The 21,565-nt window shown below is 74.2% G+C and carries 22 protein-coding genes, 1 tRNA gene and 1 pseudogene; 10 read left to right on the top strand and 14 right to left on the bottom strand.

Going from position 1 to position 21,565, the window contains the following annotated elements; genetic code table 11:
• Nucleotides 1-114 precede the first annotated feature (114 nt).
• The gene (locus tag OG286_RS20905; protein WP_405366071.1) at nt 115-1,128 is read left to right on the top strand and encodes a helix-turn-helix domain-containing protein; all 1,014 of its coding nucleotides are present in this window, start codon (nt 115-117) and stop codon (nt 1,126-1,128) included.
• A gap of 11 nt (nt 1,129-1,139) precedes the next feature.
• Here OG286_RS20905 and OG286_RS20900 read toward each other — a convergent pair whose 3' ends face one another.
• Nucleotides 1,140-1,916: a MerR family transcriptional regulator gene (locus tag OG286_RS20900; RefSeq protein ID WP_396324112.1), complete on the bottom strand. Its 777-nt coding sequence runs from the start codon at nt 1,914-1,916 to the stop codon at nt 1,140-1,142.
• Nucleotides 1,917-2,113: 197 nt separating this feature from the next.
• Between OG286_RS20900 and OG286_RS20895 the strand changes: the two genes are divergently transcribed.
• Nucleotides 2,114-2,860, top strand: a complete 747-nt coding sequence (locus tag OG286_RS20895; RefSeq protein WP_396324113.1) for an aquaporin — start codon at nt 2,114-2,116, stop codon at nt 2,858-2,860.
• Between the two features lie 21 nt (nt 2,861-2,881).
• On the opposite strand, the gene OG286_RS20890 is transcribed toward OG286_RS20895, so the two are convergent.
• The 8 genes from OG286_RS20890 to OG286_RS20855 all read right to left on the bottom strand — a co-directional run bounded on the left by OG286_RS20890 (nt 2,882) and on the right by OG286_RS20855 (nt 9,824).
• The gene (locus OG286_RS20890) at nt 2,882-4,108 is read right to left on the bottom strand and encodes a hypothetical protein (protein WP_396324114.1); all 1,227 of its coding nucleotides are present in this window, start codon (nt 4,106-4,108) and stop codon (nt 2,882-2,884) included.
• Between the two features lie 152 nt (nt 4,109-4,260).
• Nucleotides 4,261-5,478, bottom strand: a complete 1,218-nt coding sequence (locus OG286_RS20885; protein WP_405365663.1) for an LPXTG cell wall anchor domain-containing protein — start codon at nt 5,476-5,478, stop codon at nt 4,261-4,263.
• A gap of 280 nt (nt 5,479-5,758) precedes the next feature.
• Complete coding sequence (locus OG286_RS20880) at nt 5,759-6,307, bottom strand: flavodoxin family protein (protein WP_396324129.1); 549 nt, start codon at nt 6,305-6,307, stop codon at nt 5,759-5,761.
• 68 nt (nt 6,308-6,375) lie between these two features.
• On the bottom strand, nt 6,376-6,933 hold the full coding sequence (locus tag OG286_RS20875) for a GNAT family N-acetyltransferase (protein ID WP_396324116.1): 558 nt from the start codon (nt 6,931-6,933) through the stop codon (nt 6,376-6,378).
• A 117-nt stretch (nt 6,934-7,050) separates the two neighbouring features.
• The gene (locus OG286_RS20870) at nt 7,051-7,935 is read right to left on the bottom strand and encodes an NAD(P)-dependent oxidoreductase (protein ID WP_405365662.1); all 885 of its coding nucleotides are present in this window, start codon (nt 7,933-7,935) and stop codon (nt 7,051-7,053) included.
• Between the two features lie 163 nt (nt 7,936-8,098).
• The gene (locus OG286_RS20865; protein ID WP_396324118.1) at nt 8,099-8,521 is read right to left on the bottom strand and encodes a hypothetical protein; all 423 of its coding nucleotides are present in this window, start codon (nt 8,519-8,521) and stop codon (nt 8,099-8,101) included.
• 44 nt (nt 8,522-8,565) lie between these two features.
• Complete coding sequence (locus OG286_RS20860; RefSeq protein ID WP_396324130.1) at nt 8,566-8,982, bottom strand: PPOX class F420-dependent oxidoreductase; 417 nt, start codon at nt 8,980-8,982, stop codon at nt 8,566-8,568.
• A 281-nt stretch (nt 8,983-9,263) separates the two neighbouring features.
• The gene (locus OG286_RS20855; RefSeq protein ID WP_396324119.1) at nt 9,264-9,824 is read right to left on the bottom strand and encodes a heme-binding protein; all 561 of its coding nucleotides are present in this window, start codon (nt 9,822-9,824) and stop codon (nt 9,264-9,266) included.
• A 331-nt stretch (nt 9,825-10,155) separates the two neighbouring features.
• Between OG286_RS20855 and OG286_RS20850 the strand changes: the two genes are divergently transcribed.
• The gene (locus OG286_RS20850) at nt 10,156-11,415 is read left to right on the top strand and encodes a sensor histidine kinase (protein ID WP_396324120.1); all 1,260 of its coding nucleotides are present in this window, start codon (nt 10,156-10,158) and stop codon (nt 11,413-11,415) included.
• Nucleotides 11,416-11,440: 25 nt separating this feature from the next.
• A complete protein-coding gene (locus OG286_RS20845) occupies nt 11,441-12,085 on the top strand; it encodes a response regulator (RefSeq protein WP_396324121.1) in 645 nt (214 codons plus the stop codon).
• Nucleotides 12,086-12,529: 444 nt separating this feature from the next.
• On the opposite strand, the gene OG286_RS20840 is transcribed toward OG286_RS20845, so the two are convergent.
• On the bottom strand, nt 12,530-13,099 hold the full coding sequence (locus OG286_RS20840) for a hypothetical protein (protein WP_396324122.1): 570 nt from the start codon (nt 13,097-13,099) through the stop codon (nt 12,530-12,532).
• A 196-nt stretch (nt 13,100-13,295) separates the two neighbouring features.
• Between OG286_RS20840 and OG286_RS20835 the strand changes: the two genes are divergently transcribed.
• The 4 genes from OG286_RS20835 (at nt 13,296) to OG286_RS20820 (ending at nt 17,218) form a co-directional block, all read left to right on the top strand.
• The gene (locus tag OG286_RS20835; protein WP_396324123.1) at nt 13,296-13,958 is read left to right on the top strand and encodes a TetR/AcrR family transcriptional regulator; all 663 of its coding nucleotides are present in this window, start codon (nt 13,296-13,298) and stop codon (nt 13,956-13,958) included.
• Nucleotides 13,959-14,147: 189 nt separating this feature from the next.
• Nucleotides 14,148-14,927 (top strand): alpha/beta fold hydrolase, encoded by a 780-nt coding sequence (locus OG286_RS20830; RefSeq protein ID WP_396324254.1) that lies wholly within the window; start codon nt 14,148-14,150, stop codon nt 14,925-14,927.
• A 496-nt stretch (nt 14,928-15,423) separates the two neighbouring features.
• The gene (locus tag OG286_RS20825; RefSeq protein ID WP_396324255.1) at nt 15,424-15,669 is read left to right on the top strand and encodes a hypothetical protein; all 246 of its coding nucleotides are present in this window, start codon (nt 15,424-15,426) and stop codon (nt 15,667-15,669) included.
• Nucleotides 15,670-16,090: 421 nt separating this feature from the next.
• A complete protein-coding gene (locus OG286_RS20820; protein WP_396324256.1) occupies nt 16,091-17,218 on the top strand; it encodes a glycosyltransferase in 1,128 nt (375 codons plus the stop codon).
• A 133-nt stretch (nt 17,219-17,351) separates the two neighbouring features.
• Here OG286_RS20820 and OG286_RS20815 read toward each other — a convergent pair whose 3' ends face one another.
• The 3 genes and pseudogenes from OG286_RS20815 to OG286_RS20805 form a co-directional block, all read right to left on the bottom strand.
• Nucleotides 17,352-17,726: a hypothetical protein gene (locus OG286_RS20815; protein WP_396324357.1), complete on the bottom strand. Its 375-nt coding sequence runs from the start codon at nt 17,724-17,726 to the stop codon at nt 17,352-17,354.
• Between the two features lie 123 nt (nt 17,727-17,849).
• Nucleotides 17,850-18,265 (bottom strand): annotated as a pseudogene (locus OG286_RS20810) (ATP-binding cassette domain-containing protein); the annotation flags it as partial.
• A gap of 229 nt (nt 18,266-18,494) precedes the next feature.
• The gene (locus OG286_RS20805; RefSeq protein WP_396324257.1) at nt 18,495-19,148 is read right to left on the bottom strand and encodes a TetR/AcrR family transcriptional regulator; all 654 of its coding nucleotides are present in this window, start codon (nt 19,146-19,148) and stop codon (nt 18,495-18,497) included.
• A gap of 122 nt (nt 19,149-19,270) precedes the next feature.
• On the opposite strand from OG286_RS20805, the gene OG286_RS20800 reads away from it, so the two are divergent.
• Together OG286_RS20800 and OG286_RS20795 are read left to right on the top strand one after the other, a co-directional pair.
• Nucleotides 19,271-20,302, top strand: a complete 1,032-nt coding sequence (locus OG286_RS20800) for a medium chain dehydrogenase/reductase family protein (protein ID WP_396324258.1) — start codon at nt 19,271-19,273, stop codon at nt 20,300-20,302.
• 52 nt (nt 20,303-20,354) lie between these two features.
• Nucleotides 20,355-20,861, top strand: coding sequence for a nuclear transport factor 2 family protein (locus OG286_RS20795; RefSeq protein ID WP_396324259.1), 507 nt, complete (start codon nt 20,355-20,357; stop codon nt 20,859-20,861).
• Nucleotides 20,862-21,264: 403 nt separating this feature from the next.
• On the opposite strand, the gene OG286_RS20790 is transcribed toward OG286_RS20795, so the two are convergent.
• Nucleotides 21,265-21,338: transfer RNA gene (locus tag OG286_RS20790), tRNA-Gly, on the bottom strand.
• Nucleotides 21,339-21,565 lie beyond the last annotated feature (227 nt).

Genomic DNA, 21,565 nt, shown 5'->3' with positions numbered 1-21,565 from the left:
CGGAGAAATTCCGCACTGGCCGGAACAGCTACACTCACCGCCATCCCGCCACCCGTCAGCAGGGGGTCCCCCATGGCCGAGCAGCAGCAGCCCGACCGGCAGACGACCGGGCCGATGGCCGTCGCGATCGGGCGGCGGCCGGAGCCGGTCCACGATGTCGCGGTGTACGCCTTCGACGGCATGACACCGTTCGAACTCGGCGTGGTGGTCGAGGTGTTCGGGCTGGCCAGGCCGGAGCTCAGCGGACTGCTGGCGGCCCCCTGGTACGGGCTGAAGGTCTGCGCCGACCGGCCGGGCACCGCCCTGCGGGCCGTCGGCGGCTTCTCGCTCACCGCCCATCACGGCCTCGACGACCTCGCCGCCGCCGACACCGTGGTGATCCCCGGGGTGCCGAACGCCTTCAGCGGCGTGGGGGCACCCCCCGGCCTGGTCGCCGCGCTGCGCACGGCGCACGAACGCGGCGCCCGGATCGTCTCGATCTGCTCGGGCGCCTTCGCGCTGGCCGCCGCCGGCCTGCTGGACGGCCACGAGGCCACCACGCACTGGCGGTACGCCGAACTGCTCCAGCAGCGCCACCCGTCGGTGCGCGTCAACCCGGACGTCCTCTACGTGGACGGCGGCTCCGTGCTGACGAGCGCCGGCAGCGCCGCCGGCATCGACCTCTGCCTCCACCTGGTCCGCCGCGACCACGGCGCCAAGGTGGCCAACAGCGTCGCCCGCCGCTTCGTGGTGCCGCCCCACCGGGACGGCGGCCAGGCCCAGTTCATCGAGGCCGCGGTCCGGCCGGTCGAGGGAGAGGACGACGGCATCGCCCGCTCCATGCAGTGGGCGATGGACCACCTCTCCTCCCCGCTGACCATCTCCCTGCTGGCCCGCGCCGCCCGGATGTCGGACCGCTCCTACCTGCGCCACTTCACCGCCCGCAACGGCACCAGCCCGATGCGCTGGGTCGTCACCCAGCGCATCGCGGCCAGCCTGCCGCTGCTCGAATCCCCGGACGGCTCGGTGGAGGAGATCGCCACCGCCGTCGGCTTCGAAAGCGCCGCGACCTTCCGCCACCACTTCGGCCGCGTGATGCGCACCTCCCCCACGGCCTACCGCCGCGGCTTCGGCCGTGGGGTGGCCTGAGCGCCGGGACGTTACGCCGACTCGCCGGTGCGGAAGGCCGCGTTGGCGAGCATGGCGTCGTGCAGCCACTGGGCGAGGCCCGGGGCGAGCTGCTCGTAGGTGGCGGTGAACCGCGGGTCGGCCACGTACATCCCGGCGATGCCGCGGTGGATCTCGAAGGTGCAGTCGTAGAAGTTGTCGCAGATGTGCTGCCGGTGGACCTCGGCGAGGTCCATGGCCGGGCCGCCGTCGGCGGGCTCGCCGGCGGTGAAGACCTCGACCAGGCGGGCGTTGAGCGCGTCCGTCTCGGCCTTGATCCGCTCCCAGTCGGCCTTGCTGTACCCACCGGTGCGCCGCTGGGACTGCTCCCAGGCCGCGGTGTCGCCCCAGCGCTGCTCGGCCTCGGTCTCCCACTCCTCCTTGTAGGACTCACCGAAGAGCTCGAACTTCTCCTCCGGGGTCAGCTGAATACCCATCTTCTCTGCCTCCATGGCGTGTTCGACGGCCGCGGCCAGTTCCTGGAGGTGGGCGATGCGGTCGGTCAGCAGCCGGTGCTGGCGCCGCAGGTGTTCGCTCGGGGTGACCGAGGGGTCGTCCAGGATGGCCGCGATCTCTTCCAGGGGGAACCCGAGTTCGCGGTAGAACAGGATCCGCTGCAGCCGGTCGAGGTCGGCGTCCTGGTACCGGCGGTAGCCGGCCGGGGTCCGGCCCCGGGGGGACAGCAGTCCGATCTCGTCGTAGTGGTGCAGGGCGCGGACGGTGACCCTGGCGATCTTCGCCACCTCACCGACCGAGTATCCGCCGCTCATGCGAGTTGCTCCCTTCTTGCTGACCACGACCCTCCCGCCTCCCGTTGCGTGAGGGTCAAGCCCAGTGTCACGGGCCCCGCGCGCACCGGGGGCCGTCAGCCCCGTGCGACTCTCCGAGCAGAGGGCCGCAACCCGGCCCCAGGTTGGACGAAGCCGCCTATTGCCGGGCCGGGGCGGCGGCCAGGACCATGGGCGCCATGACCACCACCCCTGCGCCCCTGGTACGACGCCTGGCCGCGGAGGCGGCCGGCACGACGGCGCTGGCCGCCGTGGTGGTCGGCTCGGGCATCCAGGCCGCCGCACTCAGCTCCGACGGCGCCGTACGCTTCCTCGCCAACGTCGGCGCCTCCGCGTTCGCCCTGGCGGTGCTGATCGAACTGCTCGGCCCGGTCTCCGGCGGGCACTTCAACCCGCTGGTGACGGCGGGTGCGTGGTGGGCCGGCCGGCGCGACGGCAGCGGGCCGGCGCCGACGATGCGCGAGCTGGGCGCGTACGCGGCGGCGCAGACGGCCGGCGCGGTGGCCGGGACGGGCCTGGCCAACGTGATGTTCGGGCGGCCGTTCGCCGAGCCGTCCGGGCACGGCCGGGACGGGACGGCCCTCTGGCTGGGCGAGGTGGTGGCCACCGGAACGCTGATGCTGGTGGTCGCCGGGCTGGCCGGCAGCGGGCGCAGGCGGCTGGTGCCGGCGGCGGTCGGCCTCTGGGTCGGGGCGGCCGGCTGGGCCACCTCCTCGGGCGGGTTCGCCAACCCGGCGGTCACCCTCGGGCGGACGCTGACCGACAGCTACACCGGGATAGCGTTCGGCTCCGTGCCGGGCTTCGTGCTGGCCCAACTGACCGGGGCCGCGGTCGGCGTGGCGCTGGCGGCGGTGCTGTTCGGCCGGTCCCGGGCGGCCCGGCCCACCGCGGTGCCGGACGACGCGCGCCGCCTCGTCGCGGGCTGAGGAGGGGCGCCGGACTCCGGCCTACGGAGCCGTCCCCACCAGCGTCCGTTCACGCCGCCGGGCCCCTCGGCCGCGGACCGCCTCGCCGTCACCGCGGTGCGGACGGCGGCCCCGCCGGGTGGGCCAGAGCAGCACGTACCCGGCCGAGACCACCACGAACGCGAGCCGGACGAGGCCGCGCGCCGCGTCCGACGGGATCAGCAGCGTGCCCCCGTACAGCGCGGCCAGGGCGATCCAGCTCCACCAGGGCACCAGCCGCTTCTGTCCGACCGCGTCCCAGAGCAGGGTGCCGAGCAGGATCGAGGCGGTGTAGTAGGTGTAGACGCTGGGGTCGAGCAGGATCCGGGCGTCCGCCCCCAGCAGCACCACGGCCGGCCAGCGGCCGCGCCAGACGGCGATGCTGCCCAGCCCCAGGCCCAGCGCGAACTGGGTCGGCCGGTCCCACCACGGGGTGGCCGGGTCGGTGACCCCGAACCAGCGCAGCGCCGAGGCCGGCTGGTTGGGGATGGTGAACTTGGCGGCGGCCACCGTGTCCAGATTGCCCAGGTAGAACGGCAGCCAGGCGACGGCCACGAGACCGGCGAACCAGAGCGCGGTCCGCAGCCAGGCCGGCCGCGGCAGGGCGAGGACCAGCGGGGCGAAGGCCAACGCCCACGGCTTGGAGTCCACCGCCAGCGCCAGGTAGACCGCCACCTGGACGGCCCTGCCGCGGCTCAGCGCGTGCGCGGCGAGCGTGGTGAAGAAGAGCGCCAGCACGTCGTCGAGGTGCGCGAAGCGGACCGAGACCTCCACCCACATCGGGATGAACGCCAGACCGGCTATCAGCAGCCGCTGCTGCAGCCGGCGGTGGTTGGTGCCGGTGCCGAGGTAGTACCAGGCGGCGGTGCGGCCCACCAGGACCAGCATCACCAGGCCCAGCCCGGACATCGCGGCCTCGGCCAGCACCTGGCCGGTGTGCGCGGCGAACGGGTCGAAGAGCCGGGCCACGGCCAGGCTGACCGGGCCGATCTGCAGCTCGGGGTGGTGGGCGTAGAGCGAGAGCCCGCCGTCGGCCTGACCGCTGAAGAGCAGTTCCTCGCCCTGGCGCAGGTAGTGCCAGGAGAAGCCGCCGCTGGGCTCGACCAGCAGGAACCAGAGCACCGTCCAGGCGACCAGCAGGACGTGGTGTCTGCGGAGCGGCAGGCCCGCGATCCGCCCGGTGGCGGCCTCGTAGTCGGTCCTGACCCGAGCCGAACGTGCTCCCCGCACCCCTGTACCTCTCCGTGCCGCTCCGCCCCCCTCCGGCCGGTCATCCTATGCGACCCACCGGAAGCGGAAACGCCCCTCGGGTGTCCGGCGGACGGACACCCGAGGAGCGCTTGAGCAGTTCGCCCGGGCCCTGCCTGGTCAGCCCTGCCCGGTCAGCCCTGCGAGGCGGACTTGCGGCGGCGCAGCACCACGAGGGTGCCGGCACCGGCCGCGAGGACGGCACCGCCGGCGATCGCGATCGCGGTGGTGTCGTCACCGCCACCGGTCTGGGCCAGCGCCTTGTCCGCGTTGTCGGCGGCGGCCTTGGCCTTGGTGACGGCCGCCGGGGTGAGCTTCGGCGCGGTCACGGCCGGAACCGCCACGGGGAAGTCGATCGGCTGCTGCACGTCGCTGCTGCTCACGGCCGGGGCCGGGGCGGAGCTGGTGGCGGCCTCGCTCGGCGTGGTGGTGGCCGACGGCGAGGCGGTCGCGGTCGACGTGGCCGTCGCGGTGGCCGTCGCCGACGGCGAGGCGGTGGCGGTGGTGGTCGCGGTCGCGGTCGCGGACGGCGAGGCGGTCGCGGTCGTCGTCGCGGACGGCGACGCGGTGGTGGTCGCGGTCGCGGTGGCCGTCGCGGAGGGCGAGGCGGTGGCGGTCGCGGACGGCGAGTGGGTGGCCGTCGGGCTCGGCTTGCCGGTGGTCGGCTTCGCCGTGGTGGGCTTGCCGGTCGGGCTCGGCTTGGTGCCGCCGGCCTTGATGGTGAAGCCGGCGCCGCGGATGCCGTCGCAGCTGAAGTGCCCCTCGCCGACCGGCTCGTGGGTCTTGTCGTCGAGCTGGGCGGAGAACACCACCGGGACCACGCCGGCCTTGCCGAGCGGGGCGTCCTTGGTGAAGGAGACCCGGACCTTGATGGTGAGGTTCTTGCCCTGGTTGACGACCTGGAGGGCGTCGTCGGCGACGTTCCCGTCCTGGCCCACGCCGCCGAGCAGGGTGAGCACCGCGTCGTCGTCGGAGTCCCCGCCGCCGGGCGCGACCGAGCCGGGCAGCCACTGGCCGCCGGGCAGCTGGTACTCGACCTTGAGGTCGCCCGCCTCCAGGCTGCCCTCGCGGTTCTTGAACTTGAGCAGCGGGATGAGGGCGAAGTCGTGCTTGGTCGAGTTGTCGATCTTGAACGTGAACTCGCGGGCGTCACCACCCGCGATGAAGGTGTCGGGCACGCCGTGCACGGACAGGTCGAGGCTCTGGTGCCCGGCCTTGTCGGCCTGCGGCACGGCCGCGGCGGACGGGGAGCCGGTGGTTCCGACGGCGGCGGCACCCTGGGCACCGGCCAGCACCATCGAGGACGCGAGCGCGGCGGCGCCGGCGAGGGCAAGACTGCGACGTATGGACATGGGCAAGGAAGACCTCACGAGAGTGTCCGGGCGCGGCCCGGGGGCGCGGCAGGGTGGGCTGTCCGAACAGCGGTCCCCCCGCGAAGCTGAAAGTCCGACGGAGACTACCGAAGGACCGACCCGCCCCGGAAGGCGGGTGCCACGCTTCGTACACGCCTCCGGCCGCGCCCTGTCCGATTGGCCCGACTCCAACACCTGGCACGGCTTTTGCACCGCCCTGCGGCATGACCCCAGCGTGACCGGTACACGTCCCGAACGGCCGTCGGGCCGGGCGCGCGGCTCAGCCGGCGAAGAACGACTCGGCGGCGACCAGCGCCTGCTCGTCCTTCAGCACGTCCCCCGGGCGGGTGCCGTTGCCGAGCAGCGCGCCGCCCCAGCGCATGCCCATGTAGTCCGCGCAGAGCCGGAGGGTGCCGATCAGCGGGTCGGCCTTGTCGGGCTCGGTCGCGAGGGCGGTGACGGACCAGACGGTGCCGCCGGCCATCCGGGCACGGAAGTCCGCGCCGGGCACCCGCAGCCAGGCCGACCAGTGGTCGAGGTAGAGCTTGGCGTTGGTCGGCAGCGAGTACCAGTACAGCGGCGCGACGAAGACGAGGTCGGTCGCGGCCAGCGTGGCGTCCAGCAGGGTGCGCTCGTGCCCCGCCGGCTCGCGCAAGCCGCCGCCGGTGTGCCGGCGGTCCTCGAACGGCGGCAGCGGGTGGTCGCTCAGCCGCAGCCAGCGCTGCTCCGCGCCGGCCGGCAGGCTCGCCTCGGCGGCGATCCGGGCGAGCTGCTCGGAGTTGCCGCCCGCCCGCGAGCCCGCGACCAGGAAGAGGAAGTTGCGCGGCACTTCGGCAGCGGCGTGCTGCTCGGACATCGGGACCCCCGTGGCTGTGTCGGCCGGCAAAGGGTTCGAGTCTACGACCGGGCCGGCGGCACCTGCCGGTCGGTGTACAGGTGCAGCAGCTCCCCGAGCGCCGGGTCCCGGCGCAGGCCCTGGTCGGTCAGGCCGAGCCGGGCGGCGACCCCGCGGGAACCGGCGTTGTGGGCGTGGATCCAGGCCGCCACCGGCACCTCCGGCGCGTGCCGGTGGGCGGCGTCGATCGCGGCCCGGGACAGCTCGGTGGCGTAGCCGCGGCCCCAGTGCGCCGGGTCCAGCCGGTAGTAGAGGTTCCAGAAACCGGAGTCGGGCTGGAAGGCGACGCCGCCGACGCCGACCACCGTGCCGTCGGCGGGCCGCCGGGCCGTCCAGTAGCCGAGTCCGCCCGACTCCCAGCGCCCGACGGCCCGTTCGATCCAGGCCCGGGTGGTCTCCTCGTCCCGGTGCCGCCCCGCGGGCACGTGGCTCCAGGTCCGAGGGTCGGTGTTGATCCGGAACAGCGCGGCGAGGTCGTCGGCGCAGACCGCGCGCAGCTCCAGCCGGCCGGTGCGGACCAGCCACGGCTCCTCGGAGCGGGGTTCGTGTGTGAGCGTCACGCCGCGATCGTAGGCAGCCGGTGCGGCGGCGGGCACCGGGATTTCGCACCGGGTCCTGGCACCGGGTCTTGGCACCGGCTTCGCACCGGGTCTTCGCCGTGTGGCCGATGTGGTCCGCTACTCCGGGAGCCCGGCCCGGCGGCGGGCGACGGCCGCGACGGCGGCCCAGTCCTTCTCGCCGTCCCCGTGCGCGAGCGCGTCGAGGAAGGCGTCCCGCAGGATGCTGCCGAAGGGCAGCGGTACGTGGGCGTCGGCACCCGCGGTGAGCGCGAGGTTGACGTCCTTGAGGCCGAGAGGCAGCCGGAAGCCGGCCGGTTCGTAGCGGCGCTCGGCGACCATCGCGCCGTAGCCGGAGTAGACCGGGCCGGGGAAGAGCGTGCCGCTGAGCATCTCGATCAGGTCGGCCGGCCGGACGCCGTTGGCCTCGGCCAGGCTGCACGCCTCGGCCATCGACTCGATCGCGCAGGCCAGCAGGAAGTTGGCGCTGATCTTGGCGGTGTTGGCCTGCGGCGGGCGCTCGCCGAAGTACCACGTCCGCCGGCCCATCGCGGCGAGCAGCGGCTCCGCGGCGGCGAGCGCCGCGGTGCTCCCGGCGGCCAGGATGTTGAGCTCGCCGGCCGCCGCCACCGGGGGCCGGCCGAGCACGGGTGCGGCGACGTAGCCGAGGCCGTGCTCGGCGTGCAGGGCCGCGGCGCGCTCGGCGAGCGCCACCGAGACCGTGGCCGTGTTGACGTGGACGGACGCCGCGGCGCCGGCCAGCAGGGCCGGGTCGAGCAGCAGCCGCTCGACCGCCTCGTCGTTGGCGAGCATGGAGACCACCACCTGGGCGGCGAAGGCGTCGGCCGGGCCGTCGGCGGCCTCCGCGCCCTGGGCCACCAGCGCGGCCACCGGCCCGGGCGAACGGTTCCAGACCCGGACCACGTGGCCGGCTCGCAGCAGGCTGGCGGCCATGCCCTGCCCCATCGCGCCGAGCCCCACGAACCCGACCGTCATCCCGGACATCGCACACTCCCGTCATCGCCACGGCGCCCTGCCGCCCGTCGCCCGTCGCCCGTCGCCCGTCGCCCGTCGCCCGTCGCCCGTCCACGATCCGACGCGCCCGACTGTACGTCAGGCCGGCCCGGCGCCGGGGTTCATGCGCGCCCGGGCGGGACGGACCGCCCGCTCAGGCGACCGCCCGCGCCGGCAGCGTGGAGACCGGGGACAGGCCCGCCTCCAGCTCGGCGATCACCCGGTGGCGCAGCAGCTCGTACTGGGCCTGGAGCCGGCCGGGGCGCTGCGGGCGGGCGACCGGCCGGCCTGGGCCGACCCGCTCGTCCGGGCCGAACTGCTCGCGGGTGAGGTCGATCTCGACGCCGGTGGCGAACCTGTTCCACCAGTGGAGGTCCGTCCGGACGCCGCCGACGTGCACCTCGCCCATCATCAGCTCGCCACCCAGCAGGTCGTGCAGCACCATCGCCGTCACCCCGCACTGGCCGCGGGCGGGATTGTCGGGACGCCAGTGGGCCAAGTCCTCGGGAGCACAGGTGTCGACACCCCAGGAGGAGCGGATCGCACGTTCGATGTCGTTGAGGGTCCACGCCGTCATGCCGGGAAGCCTGCCACGGGCCACTGACAGCGGCACCCGGCTTTTCAGTCGGCCACCCCCTGTTCTGCGCCGACTTTCTCGATCTTCACCCGTACGAGCAGTTCGCCCGGCACGCCGTTGCGGGCCCCGTACTGCTCGGCACGGTGCTCGCCCATGTACCGGGCGGCGATCCGGGTGGCCCAGCTGCGCACCTCGGCCAGGTCGTCGCTGAGCCGGGCGGTGCCCTGGACGAGGACGCGGGCGAACGGGGGCCGCTCGTCGTCCACGCAGATCATCACCCGGCCGTCGCGGGCCAGGGTCCGGCCCTTGACGGTGTCGGCACCGGTGTTGAAGAGGATCTCGTCGCCCTCCAGCAGGAACCAGACCGGCGCGACGTGCGGGCGGCCGTCGGCCCGGGTGGTGGCGATCTTGGCGGTTCGGGTGCCGGCGGAGAGGAAGGCGCGCCACTCGGCCTCGGTCATGTGTGCCATGCGGACATCCTGACCGCTCCGGTACGGCGCCGCACCGGTTTCCGGGCGGGGTCCCCCGTACTCGGGGTCCCACGTACGTTGGGTTCCCCCACTGGGGGTCCCCGCTACGGGGAGCTCCCGGTACCCGGGTGGCGGGCGAGGGGCGCGGGCGGGCGGCGACGCGATGACCGGTGTGCCGGGACGGTCGGGGGCCCGCCCCGGCGCACAGACCGGCTGCTCAGGCCTCGCGCCGGCCACCCGCGCCGCCCGCCGTCGCCGACCGTCGCCGGCCGCTACTTGGCGAGCTCGGCCACGCCCGCCTGGGCGAACTGCTCGTCGAGGTCGCCGCTGGGCGCGCCCGCGACACCGATCGCCGCGATCGGCGCGCCCTTGGCCTGGACGGGGGCGCCGCCGGCCAGGAACAGCGTGCCGGGGATGTCCTTGAGGTTCGGCGCCTGGGCGAGGCGCTTGGCCAGCTCGGAGGTCGGCGCGTTCCAGGAGACGGCCGTGAACGCCTTGCGCTCGGCGGACTCCGGCGACTGCGGGCCGGCCCCGTCGCCCTTGAGCAGCACCCGGGTGACGCCGTCGCGGTCCACCACGGCGACGGAGACGTGCTGGCCGGCCTTGGTGGCCGCGTTCAGGGTGGCCTCCGCGGCCTTGGTGGCGGCCTCGATGGTCAGACCGGTGGTCTGGGTGAGGTTCTTGTTCTGGGTGTCGGCCTTCACCGCGGTGGCGGCGGCCGGGGCCTCGGTGGTCTCGGCGCTGGCCGAGACGGCGCCGACGGTGGCGGCCGCCAGCGCGGCGGCGGCGACGGTACCGGTCAGCACGCGGGTGCGCACGGAGGTCTTCTTCATGGTCCAGCTCCTCGTCGGATCGGGTCGGGGGGCCACGGCCGGAACCGGGGGACCGGATCGGGCTCGGCGACTTCGGTACCGATCCTCCGGCCGCGGACCCCCTCCCCACATCGACGGTCCGGCCGCCGCCCGCGCGCATGATGGATGACGGACCCGTCAACCGATCGGCTGATGCGCGCCCCGGCCGGACGGGCCACCATCGAGGGATCGGCGCAGGTCAGCCAGGTCCGTACGCGGCCCTGGGGAGGTCCCCGCCGGCCCTGGGGAGGTCCCGGCCGGCCCGGGTGGCGCGGCAACCGCCGCGTTCGGAAGCGGAGTGAGGAGCGAGCACGTGGAGCAGCCCGAGCCCGCCGCCGCGCCCGGAGCCGCCGCCGGTGATCCGGACGCCGGCCGGCTGGCCGTCCTGCTCGACTCCGCCTTCCTGCTGCTCCTCGCCACCTCGCTCGGCCGCTACCTCGGCCACCACCCCGGCAGCCCGCGCATCCCCTGGGTGATCGGCCTCGGCCTCGCCCTGGCCGTCGCCCAGCCGGCCGGCTCCTGGCTGGCGCACCGCCACCCGCCCGCCCCGGGGCAGCGCCGCCGGCTCTGGCCGCTGGCGCTGGTGGTGGCGCTCTGGGCGGTGCTGGTGCTGCTGGCGCCGAGCTTCGCCTGGTGCGCCGTCCCGCTCGTCTACACGGCCCTGCGCACCCTGCCCGCCCGGGCGGCGATCCCGCTGGTCGCGGCGCTCACGCTGCTGGTGGTGGTCGGCGAGGTCCGGCTGGGCGGCGTGGACGCCAACCTGATCCTGCTGCCGCCCGCCGTGGCCGCGCTGGCCACCGGCGTCTTCCTCTTCATGGAGCGGCAGGCCGAGCGGCAGCGCGCGCTGATCCGCGACCTGCGGCGCACCCGGCGCGAACTCGCCGCCACCGAGCGGCGGGAGGGCACCCTGGCCGAGCGCGAGCGGCTGGCCATGGAGATCCACGACACCCTGGCACAGGGCCTCTCCAGCCAGCAGATGCTGCTCCAGGCCGCCGACCGCACCTGGGACGCCGACCCGGTGACGGCCCGCACCCACGTCCGGACCGCCGCCGAGGTGGCAGCCCGCAACCTCGCCGAGGCCCGCCGCTTCGTCCATGACCTCGCGCCCGCCGAACTCGCCGACGGCCGCACGCTGGACCAGGCGCTGCGCGCGCTCGCCGAGCGGGAGTCCGCCGAGAGCGGCCTGCCTGTCCGCTTCCACCTGGACGGCGCCGCGGTGCCGCTGCCGGCCGCCGCCCAGTCCGCGCTGCTGCGGATCGCCCAGGGCGCGCTGGCCAACGTCCGTGAGCACGCGGGCGCCTCGGCCGCCGCGCTGACCCTCTCCTTCCTCGGCGACCAGGCCGTCCTGGACATCGCCGACAACGGCCGGGGCTTCCGGGCCGACGGGCCGGCAGGCGGTGCCCGGCCCGTCGCCCGGCCCGACAGCGGGCGCGGCCACGGACTTCCCGCGATGCGGGCCCGGCTGCGCCAGCTCGGTGGCACCCTGACCGTCGAGAGCACACCCGGCGAGGGCACCGTCGTCTCGGCCGCCATCCCGCTGGAGCCCCGACGAGCCCCCCTGGAGCCACGATGAACGAGCGAGCGACCGGGAGGCGGCCATGAGTACCGCCCCCGCGACACCGCCGGTCCGCCTGCTGGTCTGCGACGACCACGCCGTGGTCCGGGCCGGCCTGCTGGCACTGCTGGCCAGCGCCGGGGACATCGAGGTGGTCGGCGAGGCGAGTGACGGGGAGGAGGCGGTCGCGCTGGCGGCCCGCCTCGCGCCGCAGGTCGTGCTGATGGACCTCCAGCTCGGCGAGGGCATTGACGGTGTGGAGGCCACCCGCCGGATCACCGCCGCGCCCGGCGCCCCGCACGTCCTCGTCCTCACCACGTACGACACCGACGCCGACATCACCCGGGCGATCGGCGCGGGCGCCACCGGCTACCTGCTGAAGGCGGAGCGGCCGGAGGAGCTGTTCGCCGCGGTGCACGCGGCGGCGCGCGGCCGTACCGTCCTCTCCCCGCCGGTCGCTTCCCGGGTGATGGCCCAGATGCGGGCCCCGGCGCCGCAGCTCACCGAGCGGGAGCAGGAGATCCTGGCCCAGCTGGCGCAGGGCCTGGGCAACCGGGAGATCGCCCGCGCGCTGTTCATCAGCGAGGCGACGGTGAAGACCCATCTGGGCCGGATCTACGACAAGTTGGGCGTGGACACCCGGGCCGGAGCGGTGGCCGTGGCCAAGGAGCGCCGGCTGCTGCGCTGAGCCCGCGCACTCTCCTGCGCGCCGGCCCGAACGAGCGAGCGGAATGTCGGATTCCGGCCACCCGAACGGGTGATGACGGATGCGCCGCGACACGCCCCCGGTGCACTGTCGAGGCCTCCCGACGGGCCGGTGACGGCCGGTCAGACGGCTGCGCCCCGACCCGGATCCCCGGCCCGCAGATGTGGATGTTTCGTGGATCCCGATATTGACAAACCAACCACTCGGTTTGTTAGCGTGGAGATCAACGACGCCTCCGCTGACAGGGGGCTCGCCGAGGCCTGTGCGGACGACCCTCGCCGGAGGGTGGAGCCAGGGGGGACGGCGAGAGGCCGGGGAGTCGGGGGGAGCGACGCGCGTCGAAGCCGTGCGACGAGGCGGCGCGGAGCGTGTCCGGGGGGACTCGCTCCGCGCCTCCCCTACTCCACCCCGCACCGTCGCCCCGCCTCACCCCATGGCACTCCAGAACGGGCAGCACACCTCCGGCAGCCGGGCCGAGTAGCCCGAGGATCCCGGCACTTCGACCCCGCCGTCCGACCACGGCTCCGAGCGGGCCACCCCCGGCGACAGCGCCGTCAGCCGGGCCTCGCCCAGTTCGCCGAACTCCAGCGCGAGCCGGTAGCCGTCCGGCGTGGTCGCGGCGAGGCCGGGCCACTCGCGCCCGGCGTTCACCGAGGTGACGGTCCATCCGCGCCGCCGCCACCGCATCTCGACCATGCCCGGCAGCGCCGGCCGGCGGGCCGCCGAGACGATGGTGACGATGTCCCGGCTACGGCCGACGTACCAGTGCACGGCCGCGTCGTCCGGGCCGGACCCGGGCACCGGAAGCCGCGCGCCCGCCCGGGCCGCCCCGTGCCGCCAGGTGAGCTGCGGCCGGACGGCGTCCAGCGAGTCCTGCAGCAGGAGTTCGCAGCGCACGGCGGCCGCCGCCTGGTCCACCGCCCCGGTGTGCGCGGACGGGGCGGACGACGGGGCGGCCGCCCCCGGCCGCGGCCCGGCGGGACTCTCGACGTTCACTTCGGTACCACCTGGCTGCACCGGGACCTCCGTCTTCTCCCGGGGTTCAACCCGGGACGGGATTTCGTTCCTCCGCACTCCCCTGGACGGCCGCCGCGCCGCGCCAGTTCCACGGCCGGCGCACCGGCCGCACAGGACGCCCCCAGGCGTAAACTGCACCGAGTAGTGCAATATTCAGCAGAGGAGAGACCGCCCGATGACCCCTGGGACCTCAGCGACCTCCGGAGCACCCGCGCCGGCCACGGGCTCGCGCCGGATGCCCGAGAAGCGGCAGGCCATCGCCCGCGCCGCGAGCACGGTGTTCGGCCGAGAGGGCTACACCCGGGCCAGCGTGGACGCGATCGCCGCCGAGGCCGGCGTGTCCAAGCGCACCATCTACAACCACTTCGGCGACAAGGAGAAGCTGTTCCTCTCCGTCGCCCTGGAGACCGCCGGCGAGCTGACCGAGATCATCGCCGGCCTGGCAGACCGGCACCTGCACAAGATCGTCGACCTGGAGGCCGACCTCAACGCCTTCGCCCTCGACCGCGCCCGCGCCGTCCTCGGAGCGGGCGACCACTACGCACTCGGCCGGACGATCCGCGCCGAGGCCGGCAACATCCCGACCGAGGTCCTGAACGCCTGGCTGGACGCCGGCCCGCTCGCCTCCCAGCGCGACCTCGCCGCACACTTCGGCCGCCTCGCCGACCAGGGGCTGCTGCACGTCGAGGACACCGAGCTGGCTGCCACCCAGTTCACCCTGCTGACGTTCAGCGGCGCCGCCGACGCCACCTTCTACGGCGCGATCCACCTCCCCGAGGCCGAGCTGACGGCCGGCGTCACCGCCGGCATCCGGGCGTTCCTGCGCCTCTACGGCTGACGCGGCGCCACCGTCGCGGCGAGGGCCGGCCCCACCCCGGGGCCGGCCCTCGCCGCACGGCCTTCGAGATCGCGCGGCCGGGGCGCCCCCACACATTGTACTGCACGGTGTAGTTGAATTCGTCGCCTACACCGTGTAGTTTACTTTTTGTCAGCGCAGCACCCCGCCCCATCGAAGGGACCACCCGCCATGCCCAGCGTCACCGTCGACACCGCCCGCATCCCCTACCGCATCGTGGGCGACGGCCCCGAGACCCTGATCCTCGTCCACGGCACCGGCCCCGGCTCCGCCATGTGGGACCAGTTGCTGGACGCCTTCACCGACCGCTACACCCTGCTCCTCCCCGACCTGTCCGGCAGCGAGGCCGCCGAGGACGACGGCGCCGAGCTGACCATCGACACCCTCGCCGCCCAGGTCAACGCCGTCATCGAGGACGCCGGCCGCGGGCCCGTCCACATGGTCGGCTTCTCGCTCGGCGCCGTCGTCGCCACCGCCGCCGCGGCCCGACGCCCCGAGCAGGTGCGCCGCCTGGTCGCCACTGCGGGCTGGATCAACACGGACGACGAGTACGTGCGCAACATGATGATCGTCTGGCTCGCCCTCGCCGGTGACGCCGCCGCCTTCGGCCGCTACGCCACCCTGACCGCCTTCAGCCGCGGCTTCCTCAACCGGATCGGCCGCGAGGGCGTCGAGGCCTGCGCCGGCTTCATGCAGCCGACCCCCGGCACGCTGCGGCACATCGCACTCGACCTCCAGCTCGACATCACCGCCCTGCTCCCCCTCGTCCAGGCCCCGACCCTGGTGATCGGCTGCGCCCAGGACGCCACCATTCCGGTGGAGAACGCACGCCGCCTGCACGCGGCCATCGCCGGCAGCGAGTACGCCGAGTTCGACACCGGCCACGTCGTGATCGCCGAGCAGCCGGAGGCCTTCACCAAGACCGTCCGCGACTTCCTCGCCGCCGCCTGACCCGCCGCGGACCGTTGCGCCGCAGGGGCCGGGGATCCGTACGGCTCGGGCGCCTGGCGCGGCACCCGGTCGGTGGCCGCCACGATGCGCGAGGTCGGCGTCCGGCGCCTGATCGTGGTCAGCGCGGCCCCGATCGGCGCCGTCCCCTCCCCCGCCCGCCCGCGACCGCCCCGGCACGACCCGGGCGACGGGTTCTTCATGCGCCACCTCGCCGCGCCGCTCACCCGGGCCGCGCTGCGCCGGCACTACGCCGACCCGGCCCATACGGACGGCGTACGGGCGCAACGTGCGCCGCGGCCTCTCGGCCGCCCGCGCCGGCGTCGCCCACTGCATGCTCGCCCTGCTGGAGCGGCCGGAGTCGGTCCACCGGACCGTCGGCGTCGCCACCTGACTCCCGCGCCGCCATGGCCGACCAATCGTCACATGTCAGACAGAGTCACGCCCGTCACGCCCGTCACGCCCGGACGGGCCCGACGGCCGATTGCGATGGCGCCCGATGAACGAAATCGACTCCCTGGCCAGGCAGTTCGAGCAGCAGCGCCCCCGGCTCCGGTCGGTGGCCTACCGGATTCCCGGCTTACTGAGCGAGGCCGAGGACGCCGTCCGGGAGGCCTGGTTCCGGCTCAGCCGCGCCGACGCCTCCCGGGTCGGCACCCTGCCCCGCCTCGTCCACGGCGCCTCGGCGTCGCCCAGCAGGCCCTGCTCTTCCGCGGCCCCGCCCCGCTCGCCCGCCCGGTCCTGATCAACGGCGCCCTCGGCCTGGCCACGCCCCCGACGGCCGGCCGTTCTCCGTCCTGTCGTTCACCGTCGTCAACGGCCCGATCACCGAGATCAACCTCCTCGCCGACCCCGACCGGCTCCGGACCCTCCCCCTCCCGCCGCTCTGAGCGGCCGCCCCGAACCGCCGCCCCGACCGCCGCTCCCTCCGGCCCCTCCCACCGCCGCCCGCCCCACCGCGGAGCACACCGCCTCCCGGCCGGCAAGGCCGGCGGCAGAACGTCCGATTATCGATCCCCCGGGGAACAGGGCTTGACCATTCGTCAGTTCCGACAGGGAGGAGGTGCGGGCGCATCCGAACGACCCGCACCCGTCCGGCGACCGGCCGACCGGCCGACGGACCGGTCCGTCGGCCGGCCCGACTGCCGAATGATCAGGAGACACCCGTGCGCATACTCTTCACCGGCCCGCCCGCGGCCGGCCACCTCTTCCCGATGATCCCGACCGCCCAGGCCCTGCGGGCCGCCGGGCACGAGGTCCTCTTCGCCGGATCGAGGCCCTTGGAACCGCTCCGGGCGGCGGGCTTCCCGATCATCGAGATCGGCGACGGCCGCAGCATCCGGGAGGCCATCGAGCAGTCCACCGGCGAGAAGATCCGCTACGTCGCACTGGACCTGACCCAGGATCAGATCCTCGACAGGGCGGCCAGGGGCTTCGCCCTCGCCTCCCGCTCCACCGTCGACGGCCTGCTGGCCGCGGCCGGCGACTGGGGCGCCGACCTGGTGGTCCACGACTCCTTCCAGGCCGCCGCCCCGCTGGTCGCCGCCAAGCTCAAGATCCCCTCGGTGATCCAGAACTTCGGCGTGGCCTCGGGCCTCGGCATGGCCGTGCGGATCGCCGCCAACTTCACCGAGGCCTACGAGACACACGGTGTGGCAGGCCCCGCCAAGGCCACCCCGCTGAACGTCGTCCCCGCCTCGCTCGGCGGCGACCCGGACGGCCTGCGGATGCGCTACCTCCCCTTCAACGGCGGCGGCGTGGTCCCCGGGGACCTGCTCCGCCGCGGCACCCGCCCGCGCGTCGCCGTCACCCTGGGCACCATCCTCACCGAAATGGACGGCGTCCGCGCGATCGTCCGCCTCATCGAGGCCGCCGCCTCGGCGGACGCCGAGTTCCTGCTGGCCGTCGGCGACGCCGACCTCGCCCCGCTCGGCACCCTGCCGGACAACGTCCGCCCGCTCCCCTGGGTCCCGCTCGCCGAACTGCTGACCACCTCCGACGCGCTGATCCACCACGGCGGCTCCGGCACCATGCTCACCGCCCTCCAGGCCGGCCTGCCCCAACTCGTGCTCCCCCAGGGCGCCGACCACTTCATCAACGCCGACGCCCTCACCGCCGCCGGCGCCGCCCTGCGCTCCGCCTCCCCCGATGTCGACACCCCGCTCCTCGACCGTCTCCTCACCGACCCGGGCCTCCGTGAGGGAGCCGCCCGACTCCGGGCCGAGAACGCGGCCCTGCCCTCCCCCGCCGCCCTCGTCCCCGCCCTCGAAGCCCTCGCCGCCGGCACCCACTGACCCCGGCACCCCCGAGCCGCCGGAGTCGCAGGTCAGCGGACCTGCGACTCCGGCCCGGTGAGGGCGAAGCCGAGATCGCGCCAGTACACGCTCTGGGAGAGCAGGAGCTGAGAGGAGGTGAGACGCAGCCAGGTCATGCTCGTCCCCTTCCGGTCGCGGCGAGGTCGAGGAAGACGTCCTCCAGGGATGCGGTGCGTACTTCGAGGCCGCGCAGGCGGACCGCGTTGTCGTCGGCCCAGTTCAGCACCAGCCGGAGAACGGGCTGCGGGTCGGCGGTGACGAGGGTGAGGCGCCCGTCGGCCTCGTGCACCTCGGCGTCGGGGAACGTCGGCAGGGTGCGGGCGTTGACGGCGGCATCGGCCGTCACCGAGATCCGGGTGCTCGCCTCCCGGGCGAGGACGTCGCCCACAGTGCCGTGCCGCACGATCCGGCCGCGGTCCATGATGGCGACCCGGTCGGCCAGGAACTCGGCCTCTTCCATGTAGTGCGTCGTCAGCAGCATGGTCATGCCGTCGTCGACCATCCTCTTGAGGAACCGCCAGGTCTCCCGGCGCGACTCGGGGTCGAGGCCGGTGGTGGGTTCGTCGAGGAACAGCAGCCGGGGCCTGCCGAGGACGGAAAGGGTGAGGTCGAGCCGGCGCCGCTCGCCGCCGGAGAGCCGGCCGACCTTCGTCCGGGTCCGGTCCTCCAGGTCGACCAGGCGCAGCGCGTCCTGGACGGAGGCGGCGGACGGGGTGGCCAGGCACGGACCGTTTCGGCGACGGTCAGTTCACCGAAGAAGCCCGCCTCCTGGAGCAGGATCTCGATCTGCGGGGCGATGCGGGCGCGCTCGGTGTACGGGTCGTGGCCGAGGACCGTGACGCTGCCCGAGGTGGGCCGCAGATAGCCCTCCAGCACGTCCATGGTGGTCGTCTTGCCCGCGCCGTTGGTGCCGAGCAGCGCGACCACCTCACCCGGACGCACGTCGGGACGGATGCCGGCCACGGCGGTCCTGGCTCCGTAGTCGACACGCAGGTCGGCGACCTGGATCACGGATTCGGTGTTCATGGTTCGACCCTAGGAATCCGGGGGCCGTGGCAGTAGAGCGGACTTCACGGGTTCCGGAGGCGTTCCGCACGACGGTGACCATGACTTTCGTCATGCCGTACGCGCAGGCCTCGGCGATGCGGTGCAGCCACAGCAGCCGGGCGGTCCCGAACGCCTCGCCTGGACGACACCGAGCCGGCGCCCGACCTGGCGCCATCCGGCGCGGCGGGCGCGGACCGGTCCTGAGACGTCAGCCCCACTGGCCCCCGAGTGCTCGCACCTCGTCGGCGTAGAGCTCGGTGGGGTCGAATCCCATGCCGGTGAAGTGTCCGGCGAGTTCGAGCGAGAGGACGCCGTGCAGGCGGGTCCAGAAGGCGAGGGCCCGGCCGAGCGCCGATGACGGGGCCGGGTGTTCTCCGGCCCAGGCGCGGTGCTCGGCGAGGTGGGTGTCGAGCGGGCGCGGCGTGGCGGGCGGTTGCACGGCGGCGCAGGCGTCGAGGAGGTGCGCCATGATCTCGGCGGCGATGCGCGTGGTGTCCTCGGGTGCTCGGTACCCGGGCACGGGGGTGCCGTAGACGAGGAAGTACCGCTGGGGGTCGTCCAGAGCCCACCGGCGCAGCGAGTCCGCCAGTCCGCCGAGGTCGGTGCCGGCCTCGGCGCGGGCGGCGAAGGTGTCGGCCAGGCTGCGGTAGGCGTCCCTGACGAGCTCGGTGATCAGCTCGTCGCGGTTGGCGAAGTACCGATAGAGGGCCGGCCCGCTCATACCCATCTGCTTGGCGATGGCGTTGAGGGACAACGCCGAGGCCCCGGCGGTGGCGATCTGCCCCCAAGCGTGCCGCTTGATCTCCTCCTGCACCTGCACCCGGTAGCGCTCCCTCGGTGTCCTCGTACCCGATTCGCCCATGACCCGCCTTCCTCTCTCCAGCCACTGCTAGTTAGAGGGTATCACCATCGCTCTTGACTCTCACGTTCAGATGGAGCTATAACTTCTAACGAACGCGAAAGCATCTACGAGAAGAGGCGATCATGGGCACCCAACGTCGTATCGAGGTCGTTCTGCCGGGCATCGTGGCGCCGGAGGGCCTGGAGATCCGCGAGAGCGCCGTTCCGGAGGGGGGCCGGGGGCAGATCGTGGTCGCCATGGAGGCGACCGGCGTCTCGTTCGCCGAGCAGCAGATGCGCCGCGGGCGGTACTACGACCAGCCGGCCTTCCCGTTCGTGCCCGGCTACGACCTGGTCGGCCGGGTGCTGGCAACCGGCGCGGGTGTCGACCCGGCCCTGGCCGGGCAGCGGGTGGCGGCACTGGTGAAGGTCGGCGGGTGGGCCAGCCACGTCGTCCTCGACGCCGACGACGCGGTCCGAGTCCCGGAGGGCCTCACAGCGGCGGAGGCCGAGACCGTCGTGGTCAACGGCATCACGGCCTGGCAGATGCTGCACCGCAAGGCCCGGGTGCGCACCGGACAGACCGTCCTGGTGCACGGCGCCGGCGGCGGCGTCGGCTCGGTCCTGGTCCAACTCGCCCGCGCGGCGGGCGTGAAGGTGATCGGCACGGCCTCCCCCCGGCACCACGACGCCCTGCGGGAACTGGGCGTCGTCCCGGTCGACTACCGCGCCGGCGACGTGCCCGCCCAGGTCCGCGAACTGGCACCCGGCGGGGTGAACGCCGTCTTCGACCACCTCGGCGGCCGGAGCGTCGTCGACTCCTGGCGCCTGCTCGCCCCCGGCGGCACCCTCATCTCCTACGGCAGCGCCTCCACCCGCGACGACACCGGCTCCAAGCAGTGGCCCGTCCTGAAGATCCTCGCCCGCACCTGGCTCTGGAACACCCTGCCCAACGGGCGCCGTGCCCACTTCTACAACATCTGGGCCGGTCGGCCGCTGAACAAGGACCGCTTCCGGGCCCGGCTGCGCGCCGACCTCACCGAGGTCTTCGCCGCCGTCCGCCGCGGCGAGGTCACCGCCCGCATCGCCGCCCAACTGCCGCTCGCCGAGGCCGCCGAAGCCCTGCGCCTGGCCGAGTCGGGCACGGTCTCCGGCAAGGTCGTTCTGACCCCCTGACCCCCGACGCGCACCCACCTCTCGACCCGCCCCCACCCGAAGGAGTCCCACCGTGAAGTCCACCCCGCGCCGCACCCTGACCGCACTGATCGGCGCCACGGCCGTCTGCGCCGTACTCGGCACCACCGCCGCGGCCGCGCAGCCCACCGGGCAGCACCTCCCCAAGGCCGTCGCCGCATGGGCCGCCGCATGGAACGGTGGCGACCCCCAGGCGCTCGGCGCCCTGTTCACCGCGGACAGCACCTACACCGACCAGGGCTTGGGCGTCACCTTCCACGGCCGCCAGGAGATCGCGGGGTGGAAGGCCCGCACCGACAGCCTCATCGACGACGTCCACGTCGCGGTGAAGGCCACCCACCAGGACGGCTCCCACATCACCGTCGAAGCCGTCTACTCCGGCCACCTCAAGGGCGCGCCCAAGCCGTTCGCCGTGCCGATGGCGACCCTCCTCGACCTCGGCGAGCACCACCGGATCGCTTCCGACCAGGACTACTACAGCCTCAACTCCGTCCTCGCCCAGTCCGGCCTGCCCGCCGACTGGACCCCGCCCACCCACTGAGCCGACGCTCCCGACCGCTCACCGGTTCGGCTCGACCCCGTCGAGGATCCGCGAAATCCCCGGCGGAGCAGCAGGATCAGCAGACGGACCCGCGGCTGCGACTCAGGCCGACCCCGCCGGACGAGGACGGTACCGGCCGGCACCCCGCGCGACGGCCGCCCGGGGCTTTCGCCCGCAGAAACGAAGGCTCCGACCGGGACGACGTCCGCATCGGCTTCGACCGCCGACAAGTCACCCGCCCCCGGGGGCAGGTGAGCCACGGCATGGATGCGGAACTCACCCGTAAGCCCGGAACAGGCACGCCCGACCACTGGGGCGCCCGCGGGGCACGGCGGCCAAAAGCAGCACGCCAACAGCAAAGGCCCAGATCGGGGATCATGTCCCTGACCTGGGCCTTGAGCGTTGGAGCGGGCGACGAGAATCGAACTCGCGCTATAAGCTTGGGAAGCTCATGTTCTACCATTAAACTACGCCCGCCTGATGAGCCGTCAGAGACCGCTCGATCCGCCATCACTGTACCCCATCCGTGACGCCGGTTGCACAGGTGGCAGGAGGTCGTGGCGGAGGCGGCCGGGGGCGGGGCGGAGGCGTACTCTGTGGGCCGCGTGAGAGTGCTCCGGCGGGGTGGGTTTCGGGGCGGCGAGCCGTGGTGTGGAATGTCCGGAACTTCCCCTAATGTGACGCTGTCCCGGGGGCCCCGGCCC

The sequence above is a fragment of the Kitasatospora sp. NBC_00039 genome, assembly GCF_045160625.1.
In the GTDB taxonomy this organism is placed as follows: domain Bacteria; phylum Actinomycetota; class Actinomycetes; order Streptomycetales; family Streptomycetaceae; genus Kitasatospora.
Note: the sequence above shows the minus strand (reverse complement) of the source record. Positions and strands in the feature narration are given on the sequence as shown.